Here is a 25809-nt window from a genome sequence, read left to right as displayed (position 1 = left end):
CGCGAGTCACCTGATCAGTGCGAAGTTTGCGCCGTCGCGATCAGCAGCATCGTCACCAGGAAGCCCGTCACCAGGTTCAGCCACAGGAACGTCCGCCAGCCCGCGTTGGCCCGTTCGCAGTCGTCGTCGCGCACCGACCAGAAGCGCGCCGTGCTGATCGCGTACGGCACCGGCAGCACCGCCGCGAGCACCCCCGGCCACGGGACGAGCAGCAGGACCGCCGCGGCCAGCACGTACAGGACGGTCGACGCGACGACGGTCGCGTGCGCACCGAGCGCTGTGGCCACCGACGCGATCCCGCCCTCGCGATCCGCGCGCACGTCCTGCACGGCCCCGAACGCGTGAGACGCCATGCCCCACAGAACGAAGGCGACGAGCACCGGCCACGTCGTCCTCGTCGTCAAGGACGCCCCGACCAGCACCAACGCGTAGAGCAAGGGGCCGACGAAGTGCATCGCCGAGGTGAAGGAGTCCAGCACCGGGCGCTCCTTGAACCGCAGCACCGGGGCCGAGTAGGCGACGACGAGGAACAGGACCAGCGTGAGGACGACGTTCGCGCCGAGCGATCCCTGCAGCAGGAGGTAGACCACGAACGGCACGGTCAGGACGACGCACGACCACAGGATCCGCCGGTGGACCGAGGCGGCCCGCGACGGCTCGACCAAGCCGCCCTCGATCCCGCCCTTGCGGGGGTTGCGCAGGTCGGACGCGTAGTCGAACACGTCGTTGATCCCGTACATCAGCAGGTTGTACGGGACGAGGAAGAACAGGGTCCCGACGACGAACAGGGCGTCGACCCGACCGCCCGTGGCCAGCAGGTAGCCCGCCGCGAACGGGTACGCGGTGTTGATCCAGGAGAACGGGCGCGAGGCCGCGAGGACCTCCCTCACTCGTCGTCCCTCTTCCTGCGGCCCAGCGCCGTCCAGAGCACCGGCATGCCGATGGCGGCGGCGATCGCGTAGGCGAAGTCCTCGATCGGTGCGTCCCAGATGTAGACGCCCAGGATCTTGTCGGGGTCGTAGACGTAGAGGTCGGCGGCGATCATCAGGGTGTCGAAGACGATCGTGAGCACGCACAGGACCACGACCGTGCCGGCGACCGGCCCGGCGCGCAGGCGTCGGAGCACCGGCCAGGAGACGCCGAGCAGCACGGCCAGCACGAGGACGTTGAGGATCGCGTTGGTCATCGTCGCCGGCGCTCCAGCCCGCGCCAGGTGAGCAGGGCGGTGTAGCACAGGAGCGTGAGGAAGAACGCCTCCTCGAGCGGCAGCTCCGGGGCCAGGAGGATCCCGGTCATGTGCGGGGAGTCGCCGCGCGCGAAGATGCCGAGGCCCAGCCCGGCCAGGTCCCAGAGCAGGAAGCCGACCACGCCGAGGCCCACGGTCAGGGCGGCTCGTCGCGGGTCCGCCCAGAAGGCCAGCCGGAAGCGGCGGTCGAGGATCGCGAGGCCGCCCAGCGAGACGAGCAGGGCGCCGAGGTAGAGAAAGCTCATCGGTTGACGGCGCTCCACACACCGCGCGGCCGCGCCGACGCCAGGAAGCCCGGGCGCAGCGGTGCGGGCAGGGAGCGCGCCGACGTCTCGCCGAGCATCCGCTTCACCACGAGCTCGGCGCTGATCAGGCACATCGGCAGCCCCACACCCGGGATCGTGCCACCACCGGCGTGCAGCAGGTTCGGGACGCGCCTGGACGCGTCACCCGGGCGGAACATCGCGCTCTGCCGCAGCGTGTGCTCCATCCCCAGCGCGCTGCCGCGCCAGGCGTGGAAGTCCCGCGCGAAGTCGGCCGGCCCGACGACCCGGCGTGTGACGACGCGGGCACGCAGGTCGGGGACACCGGCCCAGGCGCCGATCTGGTCGAGGTACCGGTCGGCGTGCGCGTCGAGGTCCGCGATCGTCGGGTCGGCCGGGAACGGCACCAGGACGAAGAGGTTCTCGTGGCCCGCCGGGGCGGCGCTCGGGTCCGTCGCGGTGGTCCGCGAGACGTAGAGCGACGCCACCTCGGGCACCCTCGTCGCGCTCGACACGCGGTCGCTCCCCAGGATGTCCTCGAAGTTCGACCGCCAGTCCTGCGTGAAGAAGAGCGAGTGGTGCGCCAGCTCGGGCAGCTCACCCCGGACCCCGGCCATGATCACGAGCGCGGAGATGCCCGGTCCACGGTCCTCCCACTCCAGGGCAGGCAGGTCGCTGTACCGCGGGTCGAGCAGCTCGGTCTCGGTGTGGTGCCGGTCGGCCGCCGAGACGACGACGTCCGCGCTCACCAGCTCGCCCGTGGCAAGCCGCACCCCGCGGGCGAGGCCCGGAGGGTCGACCTCGATCGAGGCGACCGGGACCCCGGTGCGGATGCGCACGCCCTCCCGGACAGCCAGTCGTTCGAGGGCCTCGATGATCGTGTACATCCCTCCGCGGGGGAAACGTACGCCGTCGACGAGGTCGAGGTGGCTCATGAGCGAGTACAGGGCGGGCACGCGGTACGGCGAGCTGCCGAGGAACACCGCGGGGAACCCGAGAACCTGCCGCAGCACGGTGCTGCGGACGGTGGCGTCGACGCGGTCGGCGAGGGTGTGCGTCAGCAGGTCGACCAGGGTCCGGGAGCGCCGCAGCACGGAGGCGGTGAGCAGGCGGTCGGGCCGGGCGAACGTCGTGTACAGGAACGAGTCGAGGGCGTCGCGGTAGGCCTGGGTCGACTCCGCGGCGTACGCGCGCATCGCCTCGCCGGCGCCCTCCTCCAGCGCCTCGAACGCCTTCCAGTTGACCTCGGCGTCCTGCACGACGTCGAGCGGGGCGGAACCCTCCGGGAACACCCGGTACCCGGGGTCGAGCCGCACGAGGTCGACGTGGTCCTCGATCCGCTCCCCCAGCAGCGCGAACGCGTGGGCGAAGACCTCGGGCATGAAGTACCAGGACGGCCCGGTGTCGAACCGGAACCCGTCCAGCTCCAGCTGACCGGCACGTCCACCGACCCGGTCGTGCTGCTCGAGCAGGGTCACGCTCGCGCCCCCGCGCGCCAGCAGCGCGGCGGTGGTCAGCCCTGCGATCCCGCCACCGATGACGACGACTCGTCCGGTCACCGGCCCGCCCGCACCTGCGCGACGACGGCCTCGCCGACCACCACCAGCTTGGTCGGCGTCGACAGCCGGACGCGCCGCCGCAGGATCTCGTCGGGGGTGCAGCGTTCCAGGTCGTCGACGAGGCGCTGGTAGAGCGCGAGCGTCGCGGCCACGGCGTACCGGGCGCGCGGCGGCAGCTCGGGCAGGGCCGAGCGGGCCACGGCGACGTCGTCGGCGATCTCCGCGAGGATCGCCGTGAGCTGCTCGGGCGAGACGACCCCGGGCCGGGTGTCGGGGAAGTACGTGCGGTCCAGCTCGCCGTTGTCGATGCCGAGGTCGCGCAGGAAGTTGATCTTCTGGAACGCGGCGCCGAGCGCTCGGGCGCCTGCCACCTGGGTGGGAGTCGGCTGGACCACGGGGTCTCCGGGCCGGCGCGACTCGTTGAGGAACGCCCGTACGCACATCAGGCCGACCACCTCGGCGGAGCCGTACACGTACGCCTCGTAGGACGCGCGGTCGTGGGTGTGCACCGTCAGGTCGGCGCGCATCGAGGCGAAGAACGGCACCGTCTCGGCGGTCGTGATGCCCACCCGCCGGGCCGTGCGGGCGAACGCGTGCACCACGAGGTTGGTGGAGTAGCCCGTACGCAGCGCCCGGTGCGTCTGCTCCTCGAGCTCGTCGAGCTCCGCGCCGGCGTCGTCGCCGCGGTAGGTGTCCACGACCTCGTCGGCGAGGCGGACCAGCGCGTACACGGCGCGGATGTCCTGCTGGGCGCGCCGCCCGAGCAGCCGCGTGCCGAGGCCGAACGAGGTCGAGTAGACGGCCAGGACGTTGGCGCTGGTGCGCGCGGCGGTCACGTCGTACAGCCGCAGCGCCCGGTCCCTCGCCTGCCCCACGGTCTCCTCCGTCATTCAGTGACCCCGCCCGACCAGGTCGTCGACCACGCCTACCAGGTAGCCTCCCAGCGGTTCGGGCAGCGTGCCCAGCGCCAGGTCGCGCGCCTGCTGACTGGTCCGCCGCGTCAGCTCCCGCACGGACTCGAGGCCACCGCTGTCGAGCATGACCCTACGCACCCGCTCGGCACCCTCCTCGTCGAGGTCCGCCCGGCCGACGAGTCCGTCCAGCACCGCGCAGCCGTCCGCGGAGGCGAGCGCGTACGTCCGCCGCAGCAGCTCGGTGCGCTTGCCCTCACGCAGGTCCGACAGCGCGGACTTGCCCGTCACCTGCGGGTCACCGAACACGCCGAGCTCGTCGTCGGTCAGCTGGAACGCCACGCCCAGAGCGGCTCCGACGTCGCCCAGGCAGGCCACGACGCCCTCGTCGGCACCCGCCAGGATGCCGCCCGCCACGAGCGGGAGGCTGCCGGAGTAGGCCGCCGTCTTGAGCTCGGCGACGGCCAGGGCGTCGACGTCCCGGGGCGCGTCGAGTGCCGCGGCCATGTCGAGGAGCTCGCCGACGACCGTCGTCTCGATGCCCTCCGCGAGCAGCCCGATCACGCGCAGCCGCTGCTCGGGGCTCGTCGGCGCGGCGGCCACCAGCGAGAACGCGGCCGCGATCGCCAGGTCGCCGGCGAGCAGCCCCGCCGCGAGCACCTGGTCCTCGATCGCCCGACCGTCGAGCCCGCGGCCGCCCAGCCGCGCACGCGTCGCGCCGGCGACGTTCGGCCGGCCACGTCGCACCTCGTCGTGGTCGAGCAGGTCGTCGTGCACGAGCATGGCCGTGTGCAGCACCTCGACGGCCGCGGCGACGGGCGCTACGGCGGCGGGGTCGTCGCCGCCGAGGCCCAGGTACGCCGCGACCGCCAGCCTGGGTCGCATGAGCTTCCCGCCGACGACGCCCGCGAGGTCGGTCCAGAGGCGCGCGGCCACCGCGGAGCGCCCCGAGGCCACGCGAACCCGCTCGTCGACGAAGTCCGCCAGTACGCCGGCCGTCACGGTCATCGCGCCCTCGACCTGCTCGGCGAGGAGCGCACGTTCGTCCGAGGCGACCACGGTGCGCTGCCGGGAGTCCTGCCGGACACTGGTCTCGCCCTGCATCTCGTCCCTTCGGCCGTGGTGTCGGTGCTCGGGGGGAGCCGGGAATGCTCAGCATACTGAGCATTCTTCGGCCTGCCACCGCTACCCGCTCTTCGGTGTCAGGGCGCCGTTCGGATGCACCCACGTCCCGGAACCTGGGCGCGCAGGTTGCTCGCCGTCACGCCTCGGTAGGGTCGTGCCATGACATGGCTGGTCACCGGCGGTGCCGGGTACATCGGGTCCCACGTGGTTCGGGCGTTCGGGCAGGTGGGGCTCAGCACGGTGGTCCTCGACGACCTGTCCAGCGGGCACAAGGACTTCGTCCCCGGCGACGTCCCCCTGGTCCAGGGCTCGATCCTCGACACCGACCTGGTCGCGGACACGCTCAGCCAGCACGGTGTGGTGGGCGTCGTGCACCTCGCCGGCTTCAAGTACGCCGGCGTCTCGGTCACCCGGCCGCTGCACACGTACGAGCAGAACGTCACGGGCACCGTGCACCTGCTCGAGGCGATGGCCTCGCAGGGCGTCGACGCGATCGTGTTCTCCTCGTCGGCCGCCGTGTACGGCACGCCGGACGTCTCCCTGGTCACCGAGTCCACCGAGACCCACCCCGAGTCGCCCTACGGCGAGTCCAAGCTCATCGGCGAGTGGCTCCTCGCCGACCAGGCCACGGCCACCGGCCTGCGGCACACGTCCCTGCGGTACTTCAACGTGGTCGGCTCGGCCACCGACGACCTCTACGACACCAGCCCGCACAACCTCTTCCCGCTGGTGCTGGACGCCCTGACCTCCGGGCGCACCCCGCGCATCAACGGCACCGACTACCCGACGCCCGACGGCACCTGCGTCCGCGACTACATCCACGTCGCCGACCTCGCCGCCTCGCACGTCGCGGCCGCGCAGGCCCTCACCGCCGGCACCCCGCTCGAGCCCGTCTACAACCTGGGCTCCGGCGACGGCGTCTCCGTGCGCGAGATCATGACCGCGATGGCGCAGGCCACGGGCATCGCCTTCGAGCCCGAGCTGGCGCCCCGACGCCCCGGCGACCCCGCCCGCATCGTCGCCTCCGGCGAGCTGGCCGCCCGCGACCTCGACTGGCAGATGCGCCACACGCTCCTCGACATGGTCACCAGCGCCTGGTCCGCCCGCCAGGCCCACTGACCCTCAGCGCGGGGGGACCTCGAGGGCCCGCAGGTGCGGGAGCTTCGCGACGAGGGCCTCCAGGACCTTCGGTGAGCCCGCGTAGATGCCCTCGTCGCGGGGCCAGTGCACGATCACGTCGGTGAACCCGAGCGCGGCCGCACGCTCGATCCCGTCGACGACCAGCTCGGCCGACTGCATCGAGAAGATCGGCGCACCGTCGAGGCTCAGGTAGCGGCGCAGCGGCGGTGCACCCGCGGGCCGGTGGGCCGCGACGGCCTCGTCGACACGCTCCTGCATCGTCGCCAGCCCCTCCCACCACTGTGCCTGCTCGACCTCGGCGTCCCCGCCCTCGGACAGGAACGTCTGCCCGTACGTGACCCACCCCTGCCCGTACCGCGCAGCGAGCGCCATCGTGCGCGGCCCGTTGGCGGCGACGACGAACGGCGTGCGCGGTGCGGCGATCGTGCCCGGGATCATGCGGGCGCCGTCGGCCCGGTAGAACTCCCCCTGGTGCGCGGTGACCGGCGTGGTCAGCAGCGTGTCCATCAACGCGACGAACTCCTCGAACCTCCGCGTCCGCTCTCCGCGGCTGATCGGGTCGCCCGCCACCCACGAGTCGAGCCCCTCGCCGCCGGCACCGATGCCGAGCAGGAACCGGCCGCCACTGATGTCGTCGAGACCCATCACGTCCTTGGCGAACGGCACCGGGTGCCGGAAGTTCGGCGACGCGACGAGCGTCCCCAGTCCGATCCGCGACGTGACCGCCGCCGCGGCCGCGAGCAGCGGCACGGTCGCGAACCACGGCTGGTCGACGAGCGTCCGCCACGCCAGGTGGTCGTACGTCCACGCGTGGTCGAAACCCCACTCCTCGGCCTGGAGCCACTTCGCCCGTCCGACGTCCCACCGATCCTGCGGCAGCACCGCGATCCCCACAGCAACCATGCCCCGACCCTAACCACGCAACGTCCGAGCGAAAGTGCGCCAGGGCGCACATCTGCTCGGACGTCCGCAGTGGTGAGCGGTCGGGGGCCCGCACGTCACGCGTGGGAGGCGTGCTCCTCGCGCGTGGCCGACGGGGGTTCCAGCTGGAACGTGCAGTGGGCGACGTCGAAGTGGCCGGAGAGGCAGTGGCGCAGGTCGTCGAGGACGCGGCCGGCCTCGCCGCGGGCCAGCAGCTCGTCGGGCACCTCGACGTGCGCGGACAGGACCGGGACGCCCGAGGTGATGGTCCAGGCGTGCAGGTCGTGCACGCCGAGCACCCCCGGCACGCCGCAGATGTGCGAGCGGATCGCGTCGAGGTCGACTCCGCGCGGGGTGGCCTCGAGCAGCACCGCGCCGACCTCACGCAGCAGGGCCACGGCCCTCGGCACGATCATGAGGCCGATGAGCACGGACGCGATCCCGTCGGCCCGCAGGTACCCGGTCGCCATCACGACGACCGCCGCGGCGACCACCGCGACAGACCCGAGCAGGTCGCCGAGGACCTCGAGGTAGGCGCCCCGGACGGTCAGCGACTCCCCCTGCCCGCGCCGCAGCAGCGCGAGACCGACGGCATTGGCGACGAGCCCCACGCACGCGACGCCGAGCATCAGCCCCGCCTCGACGGGCTCCGGGGCGACGAGCCGGCGCACCCCGCCGACGAGCACGAGAACCCCGACGACCCCGATGACCAGCCCGTTCACCAAGGCCGCCAGGATCTCGGCACGCTGCCACCCGAACGTCCGGGCGGCGGTCGCGGGCCGCATCGCGAGCGCGGTCGCGCCGAGCGCGAGGCCTACCCCGGCGGCGTCGGTGAGCATGTGCCCCGCGTCGGCAATCAGCGCGAACGACCCGGACAGCACGCCCCCGACCACCTCGATCACGAGCACGACGAGCGTCAGGACGAGCACCGCGAGCAGCCGCCCCCGGTGCGCCTGGGCGGCCGTCGAGTGGTCGTGGTCGTGGCCCACGGGGATCAGCCCCAACCGAGGTCGTGCAGGCGCGCGTCGTCGATGCCGAAGTGGTGCGCGATCTCGTGCACGACCGTGACCGCGACCTCCTCGACCACCTCGTCGCGGTCCTCGCAGAAGCTCAGGGTGGGCAGCCGGAAGATCGTGATGCGGTCGGGCAGCGACCCGGCGGCCCAGAAGTCCCCGCGCTCGGTCAGGGGCGTGCCCTCGTAGAGGCCGAGCAGGTCGGGCTCGTCGGCCGGCGGCGTGTCCTCCACCAGCACGACGACGTTGTCCATCATCGCGGCCAGCTCGTCGGGGATCTCGTCGAGCGCGTCACGCACCGCGTCCTCGAACTCCGCGCGCGTCATCTCGACCATGCGCACCATCTTCGCAGGCGGGAGCGGTCGCCAGACGGTCGGCAGGAGCCGCTTTGGAGTTCGGGCCGATGACCCCGTATGCTCATCACCGGTCTTCCGACGCCTCGACGTCAGGGGTTGGACTAGCCCCCATCGTCTAGCGGCCTAGGACCCCGCCCTTTCACGGCGGTAGCACGGGTTCGAATCCCGTTGGGGGTACGAGCAGGACAGCAGTTGCAAGAAGGCCTTAGCACCACCAAGGCCCCGTAGCGCAGTTGGTTAGCGCGCCGCCCTGTCACGGCGGAGGTCGCGGGTTCAAGTCCCGTCGGGGTCGCTCGATTCGCCGGTCTACGGACCGGCGTTCTCGTTTCGAGGCTCTGTAGCTCAGTTGGTAGAGCGCACGACTGAAAATCGTGAGGTCACGGGATCGACGCCCGTCGGAGCCACCACAGAAACCCCGCCCGGACGCATCCGAGCGGGGTTTCTTCGTGCGGTCGCGCGAGCAGCTCGGCCGTGGCGGCCGCGAACTCGTCGTCGGCCAGCAGGCCGTCGCCGACGATGACAGCCCGCAGCCTGTCCACCACCGCCGCGGGGCACGCTGAGACCTAGGGTGGGGCCCAGCACCCGAAGCGGAGGGAAACCCATGACCAGCACTCCCGGTCCCGAGAAGTCGGAGCGTTCGAAGAGCTTCTTCGACCGCCTCACCGAGCCGTTCACGGACAAGGCGCGCGAGAAGATCGAGCAGGTCGAGGACCACGTCCGCGAGGCCATCCAGGCCGAGATCAACGCGGTGGCCAGCAGCGTCCGCACCCGTGCGGTCGAGGTGCGTCCGTCCGCGATCGCGTTCGGCATCGCCGCGCTGGTCACGTTCTTCGGGCTCGCGCTGTTCGTCACGGCGGCCGTCATGGGCCTGTCGCACGCGGTCGACCCGTGGCTGGCGGCCGTGATCATCGGCGTCGCCCTGGTGCTGATCGGCGCCGGGGCCGCGGCGTGGGGGCGTCGGCACCTGCCGAGCGGGCCGCCGATCACCGTCGTGCGCATCCACGAGTCGACCCACCCGGCCGAGGAGCAGGTCCATCCCTGGGAAGACTGACCGCAGGAAGTCCGACCGCCGCACGTCTCGCGTGGCGGTGCTGCGACCAGCACACTTGTACCTCGACGAGTCACCAGAGCGAGAGGTTGCGCCATGACCACCCAGTCGGGACCCCCAGGTGACGAGCGATCCCTGGGCCAGCTCGTCAGCGAGATCAGCGAGACGGGTGCCCGGCTCGTCCGGGCCGAGATCGAGCTGTTCAAGGCTGAGATCGCGGGCCGCGCGCAGAAGATCGGCATCGGCGCCGGCCTGCTCGCCGCTGCCGGTCTGCTCGCGCTCTACTTCCTTGCCGCCGCGATCGCCACGGCCATCATCGCGCTCGCGCTGCTCGTGGACCTCTGGCTCTCGGCGCTGATCATCACGGTGCTGCTGCTGCTCGTGGTCGTCGTGCTCGCCCTGATCGGCATCCGGAGCATCAAGAAGGGAACGCCTCCGTCGACCATCCGCGCCATCGAGACCGTGCAGGAAGACATCGACGCGATCAAGACAGGGATCCGCTCATGAGCGACGAGACGACCGACCGCCCCGCCAAGCCCGTCGAGCCGTTCAGCACGCCGCAGATGGTCGCGATCGAGGCAGACATCACCGCCACGCGCGCTGAGCTGGCGGCGACCGTCGACGAGCTCGTCGCACGGCTCGACCCGCGGGCACAGGCGGGCAGGCTGCTGGAGGGCGGACGCCGGCTGTGGGCCGATGCCACGTCCGGTGACGGCGGGCCCGAGGCCCGCAAGCGTGCGCTCACCGTGCTGGGGAGCGTCGCGGCAGGTGTCGCGGCGCTCGTCGCCCTCGTCGCCGTGGTCGCGGCGCGCCGCGGCGACTGAAGGTTCGTGGACCAGCCCGGCCGCGACGTCCGGGACGATCGGAGAAACCGAGCGCGTCCGGCGTCGTCGCTGGGCGCGCTTGCATCCCGGGCCTGCACCCGGGCGTGTGAGGCGAGAGCCTCGGTCAGCTGTCCGAACGCTGCTGCGGGATCCCGTTGAGGAGGTCCCGAACCTCGGACTCGCGGTAGCGGCGGTGCCCACCCAGGGTGCGGATCGACGAGAGCTTGCCGGCCTTGGCCCAGCGGGTGACCGTCTTGGGGTCGACGCGGAACAGCGTGGCGACCTCGGACGGAGTCAGCAGAGTCTCGGACTCCGCGGCGTGTGCGTTCACGAACTGCCTCCTGGCAATCGTCAGGCGTGTGGCACCGACGGTGTCGGTACCCGGTTTCTTCGGGTGTTCGACGTTGCGCTGGGGCGCAGCGACTTCAGGTGGACCATCGGACCGTCACCGGCCCGCAAAGCGGGACAACTCCCACCAGCATGCATGAAAGCCACACATGCCGCATAGCGGGACAGCGCTTTCTGTCCAGATCTTCACAGCACTCCCCTGCCTCGTGCACGGCCTGCCCCTCGAGGTCGTCAGACCAGACTAAACCCGACCAAACGGGCAAACCACCCGACACGCGCGGACACGGATCAACAATCTGGACGCATGTCCGGCTGAGACCGCCGTCCGGTCGGCACGGAGGGACGGCCGCGGCGCGTGCGAGCGACCGGCACCGACAACCAGGACGTCTCGGGCACGTGATCCGTATCGCCCTCTGGCGAGTGGTCGGAATACGCGGAGAGCATGTACGGTTGCCCCACGAAGAGACGAAATTCAGCACCCCGGGGCCGCACGTGCTAGCACGGAGCCGCCCCGCATCCACGTAAGAGGGGGTCGATGCCATGGGGCGCGGCCGTCAGAAGGCTAAGCAGACGAAGGTGGCCCGGGAGCTGAAGTACTTCAGCCCGGAGACCAACTACCGAGCTCTCGAGCAGGAGCTCACGTCGCACGGCCACAACGATGTCGTGACCGACAACCGCCCTCGCGCGGTTGTGGAGACTGACACTGACGACGACGACGACTACCGCCGTTGGTCGGACGACGATCGTTGACCGCCTAGGTGATCGGTGCAAGATGCCGTGCTAGCGCGCGGGATCGTCTTCGGGATGGCGCCCGGGACTGAGCCGGAAGGTCTACCGACGACGTTCGTCGTGGCCTGCGGCGTGGCGGTGCTGTTCGTCGCGTGCGGCACGGTCGTGATGCTGTGGCGCACCGGCGACCCGTCGAGGCGAGCCCGGAGTCGCGTCTGGGCCTGGAGCCTGTTCGCGTTCGCGGCGCTCGCGGCCGCCGTCGGCCTGGGGGCGATCGTGAGGTACGTGAACGAGTACCCCGTCGCCTGAGGTCAGAGTCGAGCGGTGTCGAGGCCTGGCGCGTCCGGACATGCCTTGCCCGACCGCCCTGTGTCGGCCTTCGGGTGAACGCGACTCAGATCCGGTAGGAACCCGTCAGCTGGACCGCGCCTCCGTGCACGCCCTTGGTGCCGGCCACGAAGCCCGGCGCGCCCACGACGTCCGTGGCGGGGTCGGACGCCCGCACGGTGCCCAGGGTCCATGCGGTCATGCCCAGCTCGCCCGCGTGGGCCAGGACGCCGTCCACGGCCTCGGGCGCGACGATCGCCACCATGCCCACGCCGAGGTTCAGCGTGCCCTCGAGGTCGGTCCACGGGACCTGACCCAGGCTCTGCACGAGCGAGAAGATCGGCGGCAGCTGCCAGCCGCCGCGGTCGATGTCGGCGACCAGACCCTGCGGCAGCACGCGCGCGACGTTCGACGCGAGGCCGCCGCCGGTGACGTGGCTGTAGGCGTGCACGCCGTTCGCGATGCCCGCGCGCTCGACGAGGGCGAGGCAGTCTGAGGCGTAGACGCGGGTGGGCTCGAGGAGCTCCTCGCCCAGCGTGCGTCCCAGCTCGTCGACGTGCCGGTCGAGCTGCCAGCCGGCCACCTGGACCACCTTGCGCACCAGCGAGTAGCCGTTCGAGTGCAGCCCGCTCGACCCGAGGGCGATCAGCACGTCGCCCGCACGGACGCGCTCCGGACCGAGGAGCTGGTCGGCCTCGACCACGCCGGTCGCAGCGCCGGCCACGTCGTACTCGTCGGGACCCAGCAGGCCGGGGTGCTCCGCGGTCTCGCCGCCGACGAGGGCGGTACCGGCCACCGAGCAGGCCGCCGCGATGCCGCGCACGATGCCGGCGATCCGCTCGGGGACCACGCGGCCGCACGCGATGTAGTCGGTCATGAACAGCGGCTTGGCCCCGACCACGACGATGTCGTCGACCACCATGCCGACCAGGTCGAACCCGATCGTGTCGTGGATGTCGAGGGCCTGCGCGATGGCGACCTTGGTGCCGACGCCGTCGGTCGAGGTGGCAAGGAGCGGCCTGCGGTAGGTCAGCAGCGCGCTCGCGTCGTAGAGGCCCGCGAAGCCGCCGACCCCGCCGAGCACCTGCGGACCGTGCGTCGCGCGCACGGCGTCCTTCATCAGCTCGACGGCCTTGTCACCGGCCTCGGTGTCGACCCCGGCAGCCGCGTACGTGACCTGCGCCCCGCTCACGGGTGGTCCAGGGCGGAACCGCCGCCGGCGCCGGGGACGATGGACAGCAGGCCGTCCTCGGGCGCGCCCAGCGGGAGCTCGCTCTGCTCCAGCAGGTACTTGCCCATGCGGTCGGCCGGGGGCAGCTCGATCGGGTACTGACCGGTGAAGCAGGCGGCGCACAGCTGCGACGCGGGCTGCTCGGTGGCGGCGATCATGCCCTCCGCGGAGATGTAGCCGAGCGAGTCCGCGCCGAGGGAGGCGGCGATCTCGTCGGGGGAGAGCCCGTTGGCGATGAGCTCCGCACGGGAGGCGAAGTCGATGCCGTAGAAGCACGGCCACTTGACGGGCGGGGAGCTGATCCGCACGTGCACCTCGGCGGCACCGGCCTCGCGCAGCATGCGGATCAGGGCGCGCTGGGTGTTGCCGCGGACGATCGAGTCGTCGACGACCACCAGGCGCTTGCCGCGGATGACCTCGCGCAGCGGGTTGAGCTTGAGCCGGATGCCCAGCTGCCGCAGGGTCTGCGACGGCTGGATGAAGGTGCGGCCGACGTAGGCGTTCTTGGTCAGGCCCTGGCCGAACGGGATGCCCGAGGCGGCGGCGTACCCGACCGCGGCCGGCGTGCCGGACTCCGGGACCGGGATGACCAGGTCGGCCTCGACGGGGTGCTCGACCGCGAGCCGACGACCCATCGCCACGCGCGCGGCGTGCACCGACCGGCCGGCGATCGTCGTGTCGGGCCGCGCCAGGTAGACGTACTCGAAGACGCACCCCGCGCGGTCGGGCGTCGCGAACTTGGTGCTGCGCAGCCCGTCGGCATCGATCGCGATGAACTCGCCGGGGTCGATCTCGCGGACGAACGACGCACCCACGATGTCGAGCGCCGGCGTCTCGCTGGCGACGACCCAGCCGCGCTCGAGGCGGCCCAGGACGAGCGGGCGGACACCCTGCGGGTCGCGCGCGGCGTAGAGCGTGTGCTCGTCCATGAAGACGAGGCTGAACGCGCCGCGCAGCCGCGGGAGCACTTCGAGCGCGGTGGCCTCGAGCGTGTGGTCCGGGTCGCCGGCGAGCAACGCCGTGATGAGCGCCGTGTCGGTCGTGTTGCCGCGCGCGAGCTCGCCGCGCCGCTGGCTGCCGTAGCGCTCGGCGACGAGGTCGACCAGCTCGGCCGTGTTGGTGAGGTTGCCGTTGTGCCCCAGGGCGACCGTGCCGGCTGACGTCGGCCCGAGCGTCGGCTGCGCGTTCTCCCAGGTGCTCCCGCCGGTGGTCGAGTACCGGCAGTGCCCGATCGCGATGTGCCCCTGCAGGGCGTTCAGCGCGGTCTCGTCGAAGACCTGGGAGACGAGGCCCATGTCCTTGTAGACGAGGAGCTGCTGGCCGTTGGAGGTGGCGATGCCCGCCGACTCCTGGCCGCGGTGCTGCAGGGCGTACAGCCCGAAGTACGTGAGCTTGGCGACTTCCTCGCCAGGAGCCCAGACACCGAAGACGCCACAGGCGTCCTGCGGACCTTTTTCGTTGGGGAGGAGGTCGTGGTTCAGACGTCCGTCTGCGCGGGGGGCCACTGCCTCATCGTCTCATACGAAGGCTGGTCAGCTGCCGCGCTGTCCGGCCCGTCTCACGCTCCGCCGGTCGGCGATGACCGCGAGCAGGCCGCCGACGAAGCCGCCGAGCACCGCGCCGGAGACCGCCACGACCGTGCGCACCGCGTTCTCGCCGTCGAGGAAGGGGAGGAACCCGGAGCCGTCGGACGCGAGCGGGGTCTCCGGACCGATCAGCGCGGTGAGCACCAGGCCCAGGACGAAGCCGACGATCGCGCCCGCCGTGATGAAGGCGCCGAACTTCGGGGCGTGCCGGATGACCGCGTCCGGAGCGGCTTCGAGCTCTTCCGGCGTGGGCAGCGGGGGCTCGTCGGGCGTCGTGGGCTGGGGGGCAGCCGGGTCGTCGGGCACCCCGTGATCCTAGGTCAGAAGCCGTTCAGGACCGTGCGCGGGCCGCCTGCAGCGGCAGCCACTCGCCCAGGTCCGCGCGCTCGCCGGAGGCCCGGATCCGTCCCTCGGAGATCGCGTCGTCCCACATCAGCGTGCCCGTCGCCAGCTGCAGCCAGGTCTGGGGGTCGGTCTCGACGACGTTCGGCGGGGTGCCCCGGGTGTGACGAGGTCCCTCGACGGCCTGCACGGCACCGTCGGGCGGGACGCGCACCTCGACGGCGTTCCCGGGCGCGACGTCGGCCAGCTCCTCGAGCGTGAACCGCACCGCCGTGCGACGTGGGCCTACCTGCGACGGGTCCGCGCGCCAGGCGGCCAGGGCCGATCGGCCGTCGGCGGGGTCGGTGCGGCGACGAGGAGGCATGGACCCATTCTCGTATCTGCCGGACCTCTGGGCGCTCCTCTCTGTGTCGCTTCGGAGGTGGCCTGATGACACAGACCAACAAGCTCAGGATCGCCGCGCTGCTCGTCGGCGCGGGACTGCTGGGAGCCTGCGGCGGCCCCGGCGGGCAGCCCACCTCGCAGCCGCCGGCGCAGGAGCCGGTCGTGGCACCGACGCGCGGTACAGGCACGCAGGAGGCTCCGCTGCCCCGCGGGCAGTCCCTGCCGGTCCTCACCACCGCCGTCGCCGGCACCGGGGCCGGGAACCTCGTCGCACCCGACACGGTGTGCGTCTTCTGGACCTGGGGCGGCGACGGTTCACCGCAGCTCACCGACGGGCTGTCCTTCCGCGTCGACCATCCCGTCGTCGTGCCCTCGTCGTGGACGCCGACCCGTGACGTGTGCGACGACGCCGGCGTGCCGTGGTGCGACGGCGCCCAGATCACGGTCGACGCGTCGACCTGCGCGATCGGCTTCGTGCGGTCCGGCGATCCCGAGCCGCACGCCTTCGTCGGGATGGTCGGCACGCTGCAGTGCCGCCAGCCGCTGTCGCAGGACGACTGCGTCGCGCTCGCGCACCAGGTCGACGACGCCGCCGACGTCTCCCCCGACCTCGACCTGGAGTCGGTCGCAGGGAGCGGGACGCCCTGACATGGCCGCGTCGTCCGGCCGGTCGTTGCCGCAGTGGTTGTCCACCGCGACGCAGATCGCTGCGCCGATCACGCTGGTCAGCACGCTGCTGTTCTACTTCGGCTACGTCTACACCAAGTCGCAGTACGCCTACTTCGGTGTCGACGTCGACACCATCGGCCTGACCCCGCGCGACTACGTGATGCGCAGCCCGCAGCCGCTGCTGGTCCCGCTGCTCGTGCTCGTCGTCCTGTCCGTGGCAGCCGTCGCGCTGCGCGGCCGCCTGCAGGTCGAGGCGTCCGAGCTGCGAGCCCGGTCCGACGGCGACGCGCACGTCCGTCGCATCGCGCGCCGCTGGGTGCTGGGCAGCGGCGCCGTGCTGGGCGCCGGCCTCCTGCTGCTGCTCGGGTACGCCTGGTGGGGCGCGTGGCCGTACCTGTCGCTCGTGTCCGCCTCCCTCATCGGCATCGGTGCGGGTGTCTGCGCCTCGGCACTGCCGTTCGCGACGACGAAGGCGCCGGGCACCGTCGCCGGGCTCTGGGTCATCGTGCTGGCGGCGGCGTTCTGGGCCGTGTCCATCACCGCCGACTGGTCCGGCCGCGGGCAGGCCCAGCAGGTCGCCCGCCACCTGGACCAGCTCCCGGCCGTCATCCTCGACAGCCCCGCCGACCTGCACCTGCGCAACACGGTCGCCGCGCCCGAGGACCTCTGCTGGGTCACCGGGCCCGCACCGGACGCGGACTGCGCCTCTCGTGGCGACGAGCCCCGCTACCGCTACCGCGGGCTGCGCCTGCTCGTGCAGGGACCGTCCGCCATGTTCCTGGTGCCCACCGCCTGGTCGCCGAGCGCGACGACGCTCATGGTGCCGCGCAGCTCCGACGCGCGGCTGCAGTTCCAATTCGTCAACACGCCGCCGTTCTAGCTAGCTGCGAGGACGGCCCGGGCCGCGCATGCCGCGCTGGTACTCCTTGGTGACCCGCTTCCAGCGGTCACGCTCCTCGGCGGCGAGGCGGGCGTCCGAGCGGCGGGCCTGGTAGGCGGCCTCCTTGGCCAGCCTGCGCCAGCTGTCGAACCGGCGCTCGCTGAGCTCGCCCGTCGCCAACGCCTCCTCGACCGCGCAGCCCACGTCGCCCGCGTGGTGGCAGTCGGCGAAGCGGCACCGGGCGACCAGCGCCGCCACGTCGGCGAACGTGGTGTCGAGGGCGTCCTCGTCCGCGACGACGCCGACCCCGCGGATGCCGGGGGTGTCGATGAGCATCGCCCCGCCGGCCAGCGGGACCAGCTGGCGGTGCGTGGTGGTGTGCCGGCCGCGGCCGTCGTTGCGGCGGCCACCGGTGTCCATGAGCTCGCGTCCGGCGAGCGCGTTGACGAGCGTCGACTTGCCCGCGCCGCTCGGGCCAACGACGACCAGGGTGACGCCGTCGCCGAGGAGGGCGCGCACCGGGTCGAGGCCCTCGTCGTCGCGGACGCTGATGGCGTGCACGTCGACCGCGAGCGCTACGGCGGCCACATCGGCCGCCATGCCTTCCGGGTCCGGGACCAGGTCGGCCTTGGTGAGCACGACGACCGGCTGCGCGCCGGAGCGCCAGGCCAGCGTGAGCATCCGCTCGATGCGGCCGAGGTCCGGGTCGGGGTCCAGGTGCTCGACGATCAGGACGACGTCGATGTTCGCCGCGAGCGCCTGCTCGCGGCTCGTCGCGCCCGCACTGTCGCGGACCAGGGCGGTGCGGCGCTCGTGCACGAGGACCGCGTGGTCGTCGGCGACGTCGAGCCAGTCGCCGACCGTCGGCGCGAGGCGGTCGCCGTCGGGCGTCGCGACGAGGCCGTCGCGGTCGAGCGTCACGCGGACCGGCTCGGCGTCCACCGAGGGCAGCACGAGGACCGCGCCCTTGTCGGCGCGCACGACACGGACTGCCTCGGACGTGAACACGGGTCGACGCTAGAAGCCGACCTCGTCGGCAGGCGACCGATTAACCGAGAGCTCAGCCGAAGTAGTGCGGGAGCGTCGCCTCGTGAGCGGCGCGTGCCTCGTCGAGCGGGAGCGTGAACAGTCCCTCGACCTCGACCGCCGGCCCGTGCACGTGGTCCGACTCGTCGACGGGCGTGCCGGCGCCGGGCGAGCAGGACTCCGCCGTCTCGCCGAGGCGCAGGGCCGGGACGCCGCGCGCGGTGCAGAGGTCGACCAGGCGGACCTCCTCCGTGCGCGGGACCGCGACGAGCACGCGGGCCGTCGACTCGGAGAACAGGGCCTCGAACGGGGTGATCCCGTCGCGGGCGCACAGGCCGTCGAGCGAGACCTGCACGCCGACGCCGTAGCGCAGGCTCGACTCGACGAGGGCCTGCGCGAGGCCGCCCTCGGACAGGTCGTGCGCGCTGTCGACGAGGTCGTCGCGGCTCGCGTGCGTGAGCACGAACGCCAGCCGACGCTCCGCCGCCAGGTCGACGGCCGGCGGCAGGCCGCCGAGGTGGCCGTGCACGACGTCGGCCCAGGCGGAGCCGTCCAGCTCCGGCTTCGTCGTGCCGAGCAGGTAGACCGCCTGACCGGGCTGGGTCCAGCCGGACGGGGTCGCGTCGGCGACGTCGTCGAGCACGCCGAGCACGCCGACGACGGGCGTCGGGTGGATCGCGGAGTCGATCAGTCCGGGTTCGCCGGTGCCGTTGTAGAGGGACACGTTGCCGCCGGTGACCGGGACCTCGAGGGTCTGGCACGCGTCGGCCAGGCCGCGGATCGCCTCGACGAGCTGCCACATCGAGTCGGGGTGCTCGGGCGAGCCGAAGTTGAGGCAGTCGGTCACGGCCAGCGGGCGCGCGCCCGTCGTTGCGACGTTGCGGTACGCCTCCGCGAGGGCCAGCTGCGCGCCCGTGTACGGGTCGAGCTTGGCGTAGCGACCGTTCGCGTCGGTGGCCAGCGCGACGCCCAGGCCCGTCGTCTCGTCGACGCGGATGACGCCGGAGTCGTCGGGCTGCGCCAGCGCGGTGTTGCCCTGCACGAACCGGTCGTACTGGCTGGTGACCCAGGCCTTGGAGGCGAGGTTGGGCGACGCCAGCAGCTGCAGCACCGTCGAGCGGATCTCGGCGTCGGTCGCGGGCTTCGCCAGCGACGCGGTCGTGTCCGCGTTCAGTCCGTCCTGCCACGCCGGGCGCGAGTACGGGCGGTCGTAGACGGGTCCGTCGTGCGCGACGGACCGCGGCTCGACGTCGACGATCCGCTCGCCGTGGTGGTCGATGGTCAGGCGGCCGGTGCCGGTGACCTCGCCGATCACCGCGGTCTCGACGTCCCACTTCGCGGTGATCGCGAGGAACTCGTCGAGCTGGTCGGGCCGGACGACGGCCATCATCCGCTCCTGCGACTCCGACATGAGGATCTCGCCGGCGGTCAGGGTCGGGTCGCGCAGCAGCACGTTCTCGAGGTCGACGTGCATGCCGCCGTCGCCGTTGGAGGCCAGCTCGCTGGTCGCGCAGGAGATGCCGGCGGCGCCCAGGTCCTGGATGCCCTCGACCACGCGCGCCGCGTAGAGCTCGAGGCAGCACTCGATGAGCACCTTCTCCATGAACGGGTCGCCCACCTGCACCGACGGCCGCTTGGAGGGCTTGGTGTCGTCGAAGGTCTCGGACGCCAGGATCGACGCGCCGCCGATGCCGTCGCCGCCCGTGCGCGCACCGAACAGGACGATCTTGTTGCCCGTGCCGGAGGCGTTGGCCAGGTGGATGTCCTCGTGCCGCAGGACGCCGAGGCACAGCGCGTTGACCAGCGGGTTGCCCTGGTAGGACGGGTCGAACACGAGCTCGCCGCCGATGTTGGGCAGGCCGAGGGAGTTGCCGTAGCCCCCGACGCCGGCCACCACGCCGTGCACGACGCGGGCGGTGTCGGGGTGGTCGACGGCGCCGAAGCGCAGCTGGTCCATGACCGCGACCGGTCGGGCGCCCATGGAGATGATGTCGCGCACGATGCCGCCGACGCCCGTGGCCGCGCCCTGGTACGGCTCCACGTAGGACGGGTGGTTGTGCGACTCGACCTTGAACGTCACGGCCCAGCCGTCACCGATGTCGACGACGCCCGCGTTCTCGCCGATGCCGACGAGGAGGTGCTCCTTCATGGCGTCGGTCGTCTTGTCGCCGAACTGGCGCAGGTGGTTCTTGCTCGACTTGTACGAGCAGTGCTCCGACCACATCACCGAGTACATGGCGAGCTCGGCGGCCGTGGGGCGGCGGTCGAGCAGGTCGCGGATGCGCTGGTACTCGTCCGGCTTGAGCCCGAGCTCGGCGAACGGCTGCACCAGGTCCGGGGTCGCGGCGGCGTTCTCGACGGTGTCGGAGACGTGGGCGTGGGTCGTGCTGGAGGCCATCTGATCCCTCGATCGGGGGCCGCGCGCGAGGCGGCGGCAGGGGTCGGCAGACGAGGCACAGCCTACCGGGGCGCGCGAACGGGCCTCGCGGCCGTCTCAGGCTCGCTATCGTCCGTCCATGTCCAGGGCAGGGGTGCTCGTCAGCTCGTCCGTCGCCGCGCTCGTCGCGGCCGCCCTCTGGGTGCTGAGCGGGACGGTCGCGCACTCCTGGCGTGACCACGCGGGCCCGGCGTCGTTCGTGCCGTCCACGGGCGGAGCCCTCCAGCAGGCGGGAACCAGCACGACCGCCTGGGCGGTCGGGATCCTCGTGCTCGCCGTGGTGGTCGGAGGGCTCGTGGTCCCGGTCTCGCGACCCCGGACGGGCGGGTGGCCGGTGGTCGTCCTCGCCGCGTGGTTCGCGGCCGTCGCGGGCTCGGGACTGGCCACGCTGGCGATGGCCGAGATTATCGACCGCACGGCGATCGCCGGAACGGGCCAGCGGATCTCGGCGATCGCGACGGGCGGATACTGGGGCGTGGTCTGGGGCTGGGCCGTCGGGCTCGCCGTCGTCGCCGTCCAACGACGTCCGTTGCGGACCACGGCTCCCCCGACCGGGCGCGCTGCCCGGCTGGCCGCGGTCACGGCCGCACTGGTCGGCGGCCTCGGTTGGTTCGTGGTCGGCGCGTTGCGCTCGTGGACAGACCGTTCGGTCGACCTGACCGACCCGGCGGCCGTGGCCGCCCACGCCGACGCGTGGCCCTGGGCGGCGACGCTCCTGCCGGTCCCCGGCGGTTGGTGGGCTCCCCTCATCACCGGTGGCACCCCGCGGCTGTGGCTCGGGGCTGTCGTCATCGCGCTCGTGCAGGGCGCGTTGGCGTACATGGCCGCCCGGACGATGCACCGGAGGTTCGGCCGCACCGCGTTCACGCTCGCCGTCTGGTTCTCTGCCGTCGCGGCATCCGTGGCTGCCACCGGCGCGATGTACACCGGCGCCGAAGCCCAGGAGCTCTACCAGGGCGTGTCCGTGGTGAGCTCGCTCGTGCAGGTCGGAGGCCAGTTCGGCGTGCAGTACGGGTGGGTCGGCGCCCTGCTGGCGCTCCTCGTGCTCGTCGTCGTCGACGGTCGCACGAGGGCCGCCGACGAGGTAGCCGACGAGGCTCTGATCGACGCATAGGAAGCGCTTCCGGTTGCGGGGTCCACCATCGGGTGTGACGCTCGTCATGTGAAAGCGCTTCCTATGAACCCCGGCGACGACGGCAAGACCCGTCGGACGGTGACGATCTACGACGTCGCCGAGCACGCCGGCGTCGGCATCGCCACGGTGTCCCGGGCCCTGCACGGGTCCGCGCCGGTGGCCGCCGCGACGCGCGAGAAGGTGCTGGCCGCGGTCGCCGAGCTCGGTTTCCGGCCGAGCCACGCGGGGACGTCGCTGGCCCAGCGCCGGCACGCCGCGAACGGGATCGTCTTCCCCGACCTGTCGGGGCCGTACTACGCCGAGGTGCTGCTCGGGTACGAGGAGGCCGCCTCGCAGCGGGGCCGGAGCGTCCTCGTGCTCGCGACGCGCGGCCGCAGCGACGCCGAGCTGGCCGTGAACGAGCTCGCGGGCCGGGTGGACGGCCTGGTCCTGCTCGGCCGCACGGTCGGCGACGAGTTCGTCGCCAGCCTGGCCGCCACCGGGCTGCCCGTCGTCCTGGTGGCCCGCCCCGGCATCGACGGCGCCGACTCGATCCGCACCGACGGGCGGTCGGCCGCGCGGCTGCTGGGCGAGCACCTGGCCTCGCACCGCCCGGGCCGCGCCGCGTTCGTCGGCTCGACCGGCGACTCGCCCGACGTGATCGAGCGCTGGCGCGGGGTGCACGACGCGCTCGCCGAGCACGACATCGAACTGTCCGTGGCAGCCTGCCCGCTCGACGAGAGCTCGGGCACCCGCGTCGCCACGGAGCTGCTGGGGGGCACACACCCCCCCGACGCACTCGTCTGCGCCAACGACGAGATCGCGCTCGGGGCCATCGTCGCGGCGGAGGGGCTCGGTCTGACAGTGGGCCGGGACGTCGCGATCACAGGCTGGGACGACGTGATGGCCGCGCGCCACGCCCGCCCGGCACTGACCACGGTCCGCCAGCCGATGCGCACTCTCGGGGCACTCGCCGCCGAGGCGCTCGACGAGCGGATCACCGGATCCCGTACGACCCCGCGGCACGAGTCGCTGACCACCGACCTGGTGGTGCGCGACAGCTGCGGGTCCCACGCCTGACGACCCCCACCGGGGACCGTCCGGAACCAGGAGGAAACATGAGCAGGACCACGCGCGCCACAGTCGCCGCGCTGGCAGTCGGCATCCTCGCCCTGACCGCTTGCGGTCGCAGCGACACGCCCGGCGGGTCGGAGACCAGTGCAGCACCCGTCGCCAGCGACGACCTCAGCGGAACTGTCACCGTCTGGGCGATGGGCACCGAGGGCGAGAAGCTCGGAGAGTTCTCCCAGGCCTTCACGGAGAAGTACCCGGACGTGAAGATCGACGTCACCGCGATCCCGTGGAACGCCGCGCACGACAAGATCGCGACCGCGATCGCCGCCGACGAGGTGCCGGACGTCTCGATGATCGGTACCACCTGGATGGGCGAGTTCGCCGCGACCGGCGGGCTGGACCCGACCCCGGACGTCGTCGACAGCTCCACGTTCTTCGAGGGCGCCTGGGGCTCGACCGTCGTGAACGACGTCTCCTACGGCGTCCCCTGGTACGTCGAGACCCGCGTGATCTATCTCGACACCGCGCTCGCCGAGCAGGCCGGCGTCTCGCCAACGCCTGCGAACTGGGAGGACCTGACCGCGACCGCCAAGGGGCTGCAGAGCGCCGGCGCGCAGTGGGGGATCAACCTCCAGCCCGGCGCGACCGGCGCGTGGCAGACGTTCCTGCCGTTCGCCTGGCAGGCCGGGGCCGAGCTGATGAACGACGCCGGCGAGCTCACGCTCGACACCCCGGAGATGGTCAAGGCTCTGACGTACTACCAGTCGTTCTTCACCGACGGCGTGGCGCCCAAGGAGCTGCCGGAGGGCAGCCTGGAGCCCGACTTCGTGGCCGGCAAGATCGGCTCGTTCGTCTCCGGGCCGTGGCACATCGGCCTGCTGAACGAGACGGGCGGCGAGGGCTTCATGGACAAGGTCACGCTCGCGCCGATGCCCGCCGACGAGAAGCCGGCGTCCTTCATCGGCGGCAGCAACCTCGCCGTGTTCAAGAGCAGCGAGAACCGTGACGCCGCCTGGACCTACGTGCAGTGGCTGAGCGACCCTGCGACCCAGGCCGAGTGGTACAAGACCACGAGCGACCTGCCGTCCGTGCAGTCCGCGTGGACCGAGGGCGACCTCGGCTCCGACCCGGCCCTGGCCGTGTTCGGCGACCAGCTGAAGACCGCCGTCGCCGCGCCCGCGATCCCCACGTGGGAGCAGATCGCCAGCGTCATCGACACCGAGCTGGAGAAGGTCTGCAAGACCGGCGAGGACCCGGCCGAGGCTGCGAAGACCATGCAGTCCCAGGCGGACTCCATCGGGACGGGGCTCTGAGCCATGTCCGCCACCCTCACCGGGGCCGGCGTACGTCCGGGGCGGGGTGCGGCCGACCAGGCCGTCACCCCGCCGCGGGTCCGCCGCTCCTCGCCCCTGCGCAGACGCCGCAGCCTCGCCGCCTGGGGGATGGCCGCGCCGTTCGTGGTCCTCTTCCTCGTGTTCACGGCGTGGCCCGTGCTCTCGTCGCTCTTCATGAGCTTCACGGACATCAAGAGCCGTGACCTGCAGAACCCGTTCGCGGTCAACCTCGTCGGGTTCGAGAACTTCACGAGCGTCCTGACCGACCCCACGTTCCGTACCGCCGCGTGGAACACGCTGTACTTCGTGGCGGTCGGCGTGCCGCTGACCATGGTGGTGTCCCTCGCCATCGCGATCGCCCTGAACACCGGGATCACACGGCTGGCCAGCTTCTTCCGGGTCGGCTACTACATGCCGGTGATCACGTCGATCGTCGCCGTCGCCGTCGTGTGGCGCTTCCTGCTGCAGCCCGAGAACGGCCTGGTCAACGAGGTCCTCGGCTGGTTCGGCATCCAGGGTCCCGACTGGCTCGGCAGCACCACCTGGGCCATGCCGTCGCTCATCGCGATGGCGACCTGGCGCTCGATGGGCACGCTCATCGTGATCTTCCTGGCGGGTCTGCAGTCGGTGCCCAAGGCCCTCCACGAGGCCGCCGCGCTGGACGGCGCGACCGCCTGGCAGCGGCTCACCCGGATCACGATCCCCACGCTGCGCCCGACGATGCTGTTCGCCGGCGTCATCACCGGCATCGGGTTCCTGCAGTTCTTCGAGGAGCCGTTCGTGATGACCCAGGGCGGCCCGCTCAACTCGACGCTGTCGGTGGCGTACCTGATCTACAACACCTTCGGCTTCGGCAACTACGGGGTCGCGGCCGCGATGAGCTACATCCTGTTCCTGGCCGTGGTGCTCATGACGATCCTGCAGTTCCGGCTGCTGGGCGACCGCGACGACGCCGCGGGACGCAAGCGCCGCTGGTGGCAGAAGACACCGGCCGCCGCCGTCGTGCCTGACGCCCCCATCACCACGGGAGGCCTGCGATGACCGCCGTCACGGACAAGCCGGCGACGAAGCCGCGCGGCACGATCGGCTCGCACATCGGCGAGCCGCAGCCCCGCGGGTGGCTCTACGCCGTCCTCGGGATCGGCCTCGTGCTCGTCGTGACGCCGTTCGTGTGGATGCTGCTGGGCTCCTTCAAGACGGAGGGCGAGCTGCGCGCGAACCCCCCGACCTGGTGGCCGCAGAACCCGACGCTCGACAACTTCCGGGAGCTGTTCACGCGGCTCGACTTCACGCAGTTCTTCGCCAACTCGGTCGTCGTCGCCGTCGTCGTGACGCTCGGCAACCTGGTGTTCTGCTCGATGCTCGGGTACGCGTTCGCGAAGATCGACTTCTGGGGGCGCACCTGGCTGTTCCGGCTGGTGCTGGCCACGCTGATGATCCCGGGCATGGTGACGCTGGTCCCGCTGTTCGTGCTGGTCAGCAACCTCGGGATGGTCAACACCTACTGGGGCCTGATCCTGCCGTTCCTGGCCGGACCGTTCGGCGTGTTCCTCATGCGGCAGTTCATCCAGGGCATCCCCGACGAGCTCGTCGACGCCGCCCGCGTGGACGGTGCGGGCGAGTTCCGGATCTTCCTGCGGGTCGTCCTGCCGCTGTGCAAGCCGGCGCTCGCGACGCTCGCGATCCTCACGTTCCTGGCGTCGTGGAACAACTTCCTCTGGCCGCTGGTCGTGTCCAGCACCGAAGACATGTACACGCTGCCCGTCGCGCTCGCGCTCTACAGCGTCGGTCAGAACGCGACCCAGTACGGCCTCCTGCTGGCCGGCTCCGTCGTGGTCCTGCTGCCGATCCTGATCGTCTTCTTCGCGCTCCAGCGCCACTTCGTCCAAGGGCTGGCGACCACCGGCCTGAAGTCCTGAGAG

30 protein-coding genes and 3 tRNA genes are annotated in these 25809 nt (G+C 72.0%); 16 read left to right on the top strand and 17 right to left on the bottom strand.

The window, feature by feature from the left end:
* Positions 1 to 14: 14 nt before the first annotated feature.
* The 6 genes from AC1DZC_RS08910 to AC1DZC_RS08885 are packed head-to-tail and all read right to left on the bottom strand — an operon-like array spanning position 15 to position 5083.
* On the bottom strand, positions 15 to 890 hold the full coding sequence (locus tag AC1DZC_RS08910) for a prenyltransferase (RefSeq protein WP_477042997.1): 876 nt from the start codon (positions 888 to 890) through the stop codon (positions 15 to 17).
* The gene (locus AC1DZC_RS08905) at positions 887 to 1186 is read right to left on the bottom strand and encodes a lycopene cyclase domain-containing protein (RefSeq protein ID WP_477042996.1); all 300 of its coding nucleotides are present in this window, start codon (positions 1184 to 1186) and stop codon (positions 887 to 889) included. Before AC1DZC_RS08905 ends, AC1DZC_RS08910 begins: the two co-directional genes overlap by 4 nt.
* The gene (locus AC1DZC_RS08900; RefSeq protein ID WP_477042995.1) at positions 1183 to 1491 is read right to left on the bottom strand and encodes a lycopene cyclase domain-containing protein; all 309 of its coding nucleotides are present in this window, start codon (positions 1489 to 1491) and stop codon (positions 1183 to 1185) included. Before AC1DZC_RS08900 ends, AC1DZC_RS08905 begins: the two co-directional genes overlap by 4 nt.
* Entirely contained in the window at positions 1488 to 3068 is a 1581-nt protein-coding gene (gene crtI / locus AC1DZC_RS08895; protein ID WP_477042994.1) for a phytoene desaturase family protein, read from the bottom strand. Before crtI ends, AC1DZC_RS08900 begins: the two co-directional genes overlap by 4 nt.
* Positions 3065 to 3958 (bottom strand): phytoene/squalene synthase family protein, encoded by an 894-nt coding sequence (locus AC1DZC_RS08890; RefSeq protein WP_477042993.1) that lies wholly within the window; start codon positions 3956 to 3958, stop codon positions 3065 to 3067. Before AC1DZC_RS08890 ends, crtI begins: the two co-directional genes overlap by 4 nt.
* Positions 3959 to 5083: a polyprenyl synthetase family protein gene (locus tag AC1DZC_RS08885; protein ID WP_477042992.1), complete on the bottom strand. Its 1125-nt coding sequence runs from the start codon at positions 5081 to 5083 to the stop codon at positions 3959 to 3961.
* A 180-nt stretch (positions 5084 to 5263) separates the two neighbouring features.
* Between AC1DZC_RS08885 and galE the strand changes: the two genes are divergently transcribed.
* The gene (gene galE / locus AC1DZC_RS08880; RefSeq protein WP_477038334.1) at positions 5264 to 6223 is read left to right on the top strand and encodes a UDP-glucose 4-epimerase GalE; all 960 of its coding nucleotides are present in this window, start codon (positions 5264 to 5266) and stop codon (positions 6221 to 6223) included.
* Positions 6224 to 6226: 3 nt separating this feature from the next.
* On the opposite strand, the gene AC1DZC_RS08875 is transcribed toward galE, so the two are convergent.
* The 3 genes from AC1DZC_RS08875 to AC1DZC_RS08865 all read right to left on the bottom strand — a co-directional run bounded on the left by AC1DZC_RS08875 (position 6227) and on the right by AC1DZC_RS08865 (position 8513).
* On the bottom strand, positions 6227 to 7147 hold the full coding sequence (locus AC1DZC_RS08875; RefSeq protein ID WP_477042991.1) for an LLM class flavin-dependent oxidoreductase: 921 nt from the start codon (positions 7145 to 7147) through the stop codon (positions 6227 to 6229).
* 95 nt (positions 7148 to 7242) lie between these two features.
* Entirely contained in the window at positions 7243 to 8154 is a 912-nt protein-coding gene (locus AC1DZC_RS08870; protein WP_477042990.1) for a cation diffusion facilitator family transporter, read from the bottom strand.
* A gap of 5 nt (positions 8155 to 8159) precedes the next feature.
* Positions 8160 to 8513: a metallopeptidase family protein gene (locus AC1DZC_RS08865; RefSeq protein ID WP_477038337.1), complete on the bottom strand. Its 354-nt coding sequence runs from the start codon at positions 8511 to 8513 to the stop codon at positions 8160 to 8162.
* 125 nt (positions 8514 to 8638) lie between these two features.
* Here AC1DZC_RS08865 and AC1DZC_RS08860 point away from each other — a divergent pair.
* From AC1DZC_RS08860 to AC1DZC_RS08850, 3 genes are all read left to right on the top strand, one after another.
* A tRNA-Glu gene (locus AC1DZC_RS08860) sits at positions 8639 to 8711 on the top strand.
* 41 nt (positions 8712 to 8752) lie between these two features.
* Positions 8753 to 8826 (top strand) — tRNA-Asp (locus AC1DZC_RS08855).
* 39 nt (positions 8827 to 8865) lie between these two features.
* Positions 8866 to 8941: transfer RNA gene (locus AC1DZC_RS08850), tRNA-Phe, on the top strand.
* Here AC1DZC_RS08850 and AC1DZC_RS08845 read toward each other — a convergent pair.
* Entirely contained in the window at positions 8912 to 9076 is a 165-nt protein-coding gene (locus AC1DZC_RS08845) for a hypothetical protein (RefSeq protein WP_477042989.1), read from the bottom strand. The two genes, AC1DZC_RS08850 and AC1DZC_RS08845, sit on opposite strands and share 30 nt — an antisense overlap.
* 59 nt (positions 9077 to 9135) lie before the next feature.
* Here AC1DZC_RS08845 and AC1DZC_RS08840 point away from each other — a divergent pair, with 59 nt between their 5' ends.
* The 3 genes from AC1DZC_RS08840 to AC1DZC_RS08830 all read left to right on the top strand — a co-directional run bounded on the left by AC1DZC_RS08840 (position 9136) and on the right by AC1DZC_RS08830 (position 10406).
* Positions 9136 to 9585: a phage holin family protein gene (locus AC1DZC_RS08840; protein ID WP_477038338.1), complete on the top strand. Its 450-nt coding sequence runs from the start codon at positions 9136 to 9138 to the stop codon at positions 9583 to 9585.
* A gap of 93 nt (positions 9586 to 9678) precedes the next feature.
* The gene (locus tag AC1DZC_RS08835; protein WP_477038339.1) at positions 9679 to 10089 is read left to right on the top strand and encodes a phage holin family protein; all 411 of its coding nucleotides are present in this window, start codon (positions 9679 to 9681) and stop codon (positions 10087 to 10089) included.
* The gene (locus tag AC1DZC_RS08830; RefSeq protein WP_477038340.1) at positions 10086 to 10406 is read left to right on the top strand and encodes a DUF3618 domain-containing protein; all 321 of its coding nucleotides are present in this window, start codon (positions 10086 to 10088) and stop codon (positions 10404 to 10406) included. The genes AC1DZC_RS08835 and AC1DZC_RS08830 overlap by 4 nt, the downstream gene beginning before the upstream one ends.
* A gap of 124 nt (positions 10407 to 10530) precedes the next feature.
* Here the strand turns inward: AC1DZC_RS08830 and AC1DZC_RS08825 are convergent, their stop codons facing one another.
* Entirely contained in the window at positions 10531 to 10737 is a 207-nt protein-coding gene (locus AC1DZC_RS08825; protein ID WP_477038341.1) for a BldC family transcriptional regulator, read from the bottom strand.
* A gap of 557 nt (positions 10738 to 11294) precedes the next feature.
* Here AC1DZC_RS08825 and AC1DZC_RS08820 point away from each other — a divergent pair.
* Positions 11295 to 11504 (top strand): DUF3073 domain-containing protein, encoded by a 210-nt coding sequence (locus tag AC1DZC_RS08820; RefSeq protein ID WP_477038342.1) that lies wholly within the window; start codon positions 11295 to 11297, stop codon positions 11502 to 11504.
* Between the two features lie 54 nt (positions 11505 to 11558).
* Complete coding sequence (locus AC1DZC_RS08815) at positions 11559 to 11792, top strand: hypothetical protein (protein ID WP_477042988.1); 234 nt, start codon at positions 11559 to 11561, stop codon at positions 11790 to 11792.
* Between the two features lie 85 nt (positions 11793 to 11877).
* Here the strand turns inward: AC1DZC_RS08815 and purM are convergent, their stop codons facing one another.
* The 4 genes from purM to AC1DZC_RS08795 are packed head-to-tail and all read right to left on the bottom strand — an operon-like array spanning position 11878 to position 15333.
* A complete protein-coding gene (gene purM / locus AC1DZC_RS08810) occupies positions 11878 to 13002 on the bottom strand; it encodes a phosphoribosylformylglycinamidine cyclo-ligase (RefSeq protein ID WP_477042987.1) in 1125 nt (374 codons plus the stop codon).
* Positions 12999 to 14546: an amidophosphoribosyltransferase gene (gene purF, locus AC1DZC_RS08805; protein ID WP_477042986.1), complete on the bottom strand. Its 1548-nt coding sequence runs from the start codon at positions 14544 to 14546 to the stop codon at positions 12999 to 13001. Before purF ends, purM begins: the two co-directional genes overlap by 4 nt.
* 27 nt (positions 14547 to 14573) lie before the next feature.
* The gene (locus AC1DZC_RS08800) at positions 14574 to 14933 is read right to left on the bottom strand and encodes a histidine kinase (protein ID WP_477042985.1); all 360 of its coding nucleotides are present in this window, start codon (positions 14931 to 14933) and stop codon (positions 14574 to 14576) included.
* Positions 14934 to 14958: 25 nt separating this feature from the next.
* Positions 14959 to 15333 (bottom strand): sterol carrier family protein, encoded by a 375-nt coding sequence (locus AC1DZC_RS08795; RefSeq protein WP_477042984.1) that lies wholly within the window; start codon positions 15331 to 15333, stop codon positions 14959 to 14961.
* Positions 15334 to 15398: 65 nt separating this feature from the next.
* On the opposite strand from AC1DZC_RS08795, the gene AC1DZC_RS08790 reads away from it, so the two are divergent.
* Positions 15399 to 16001, top strand: a complete 603-nt coding sequence (locus AC1DZC_RS08790; RefSeq protein ID WP_477038349.1) for a hypothetical protein — start codon at positions 15399 to 15401, stop codon at positions 15999 to 16001.
* A 1-nt stretch (position 16002) separates the two neighbouring features.
* A complete protein-coding gene (locus tag AC1DZC_RS08785; RefSeq protein ID WP_477038350.1) occupies positions 16003 to 16902 on the top strand; it encodes a hypothetical protein in 900 nt (299 codons plus the stop codon).
* Here AC1DZC_RS08785 and rsgA read toward each other — a convergent pair whose 3' ends face one another.
* Entirely contained in the window at positions 16903 to 17910 is a 1008-nt protein-coding gene (gene rsgA, locus AC1DZC_RS08780) for a ribosome small subunit-dependent GTPase A (protein WP_477038351.1), read from the bottom strand. It lies immediately after the preceding gene.
* Between the two features lie 52 nt (positions 17911 to 17962).
* Positions 17963 to 20326, bottom strand: coding sequence for a phosphoribosylformylglycinamidine synthase subunit PurL (purL, locus tag AC1DZC_RS08775; RefSeq protein ID WP_477042983.1), 2364 nt, complete (start codon positions 20324 to 20326; stop codon positions 17963 to 17965).
* A gap of 118 nt (positions 20327 to 20444) precedes the next feature.
* On the opposite strand from purL, the gene AC1DZC_RS08770 reads away from it, so the two are divergent.
* Genes AC1DZC_RS08770 through AC1DZC_RS08750 form a run of 5 tightly spaced genes read left to right on the top strand, consistent with a single transcriptional unit; the run spans position 20445 to position 25806 of the window.
* On the top strand, positions 20445 to 21479 hold the full coding sequence (locus tag AC1DZC_RS08770; RefSeq protein WP_477042982.1) for a hypothetical protein: 1035 nt from the start codon (positions 20445 to 20447) through the stop codon (positions 21477 to 21479).
* Positions 21480 to 21527: 48 nt separating this feature from the next.
* Positions 21528 to 22559: a LacI family DNA-binding transcriptional regulator gene (locus AC1DZC_RS08765; RefSeq protein WP_477042981.1), complete on the top strand. Its 1032-nt coding sequence runs from the start codon at positions 21528 to 21530 to the stop codon at positions 22557 to 22559.
* Between the two features lie 38 nt (positions 22560 to 22597).
* The gene (locus tag AC1DZC_RS08760; RefSeq protein WP_477042980.1) at positions 22598 to 23866 is read left to right on the top strand and encodes a sugar ABC transporter substrate-binding protein; all 1269 of its coding nucleotides are present in this window, start codon (positions 22598 to 22600) and stop codon (positions 23864 to 23866) included.
* Positions 23867 to 23869: 3 nt separating this feature from the next.
* On the top strand, positions 23870 to 24928 hold the full coding sequence (locus tag AC1DZC_RS08755) for a carbohydrate ABC transporter permease (RefSeq protein WP_477038356.1): 1059 nt from the start codon (positions 23870 to 23872) through the stop codon (positions 24926 to 24928).
* Entirely contained in the window at positions 24925 to 25806 is an 882-nt protein-coding gene (locus tag AC1DZC_RS08750) for a carbohydrate ABC transporter permease (protein WP_477042979.1), read from the top strand. Before AC1DZC_RS08755 ends, AC1DZC_RS08750 begins: the two co-directional genes overlap by 4 nt.
* Positions 25807 to 25809 lie beyond the last annotated feature (3 nt).

Source organism: Cellulomonas sp. P2_B4 (assembly GCF_056404795.1).
This window is presented reverse-complemented; position numbering and strand designations above follow the sequence as displayed.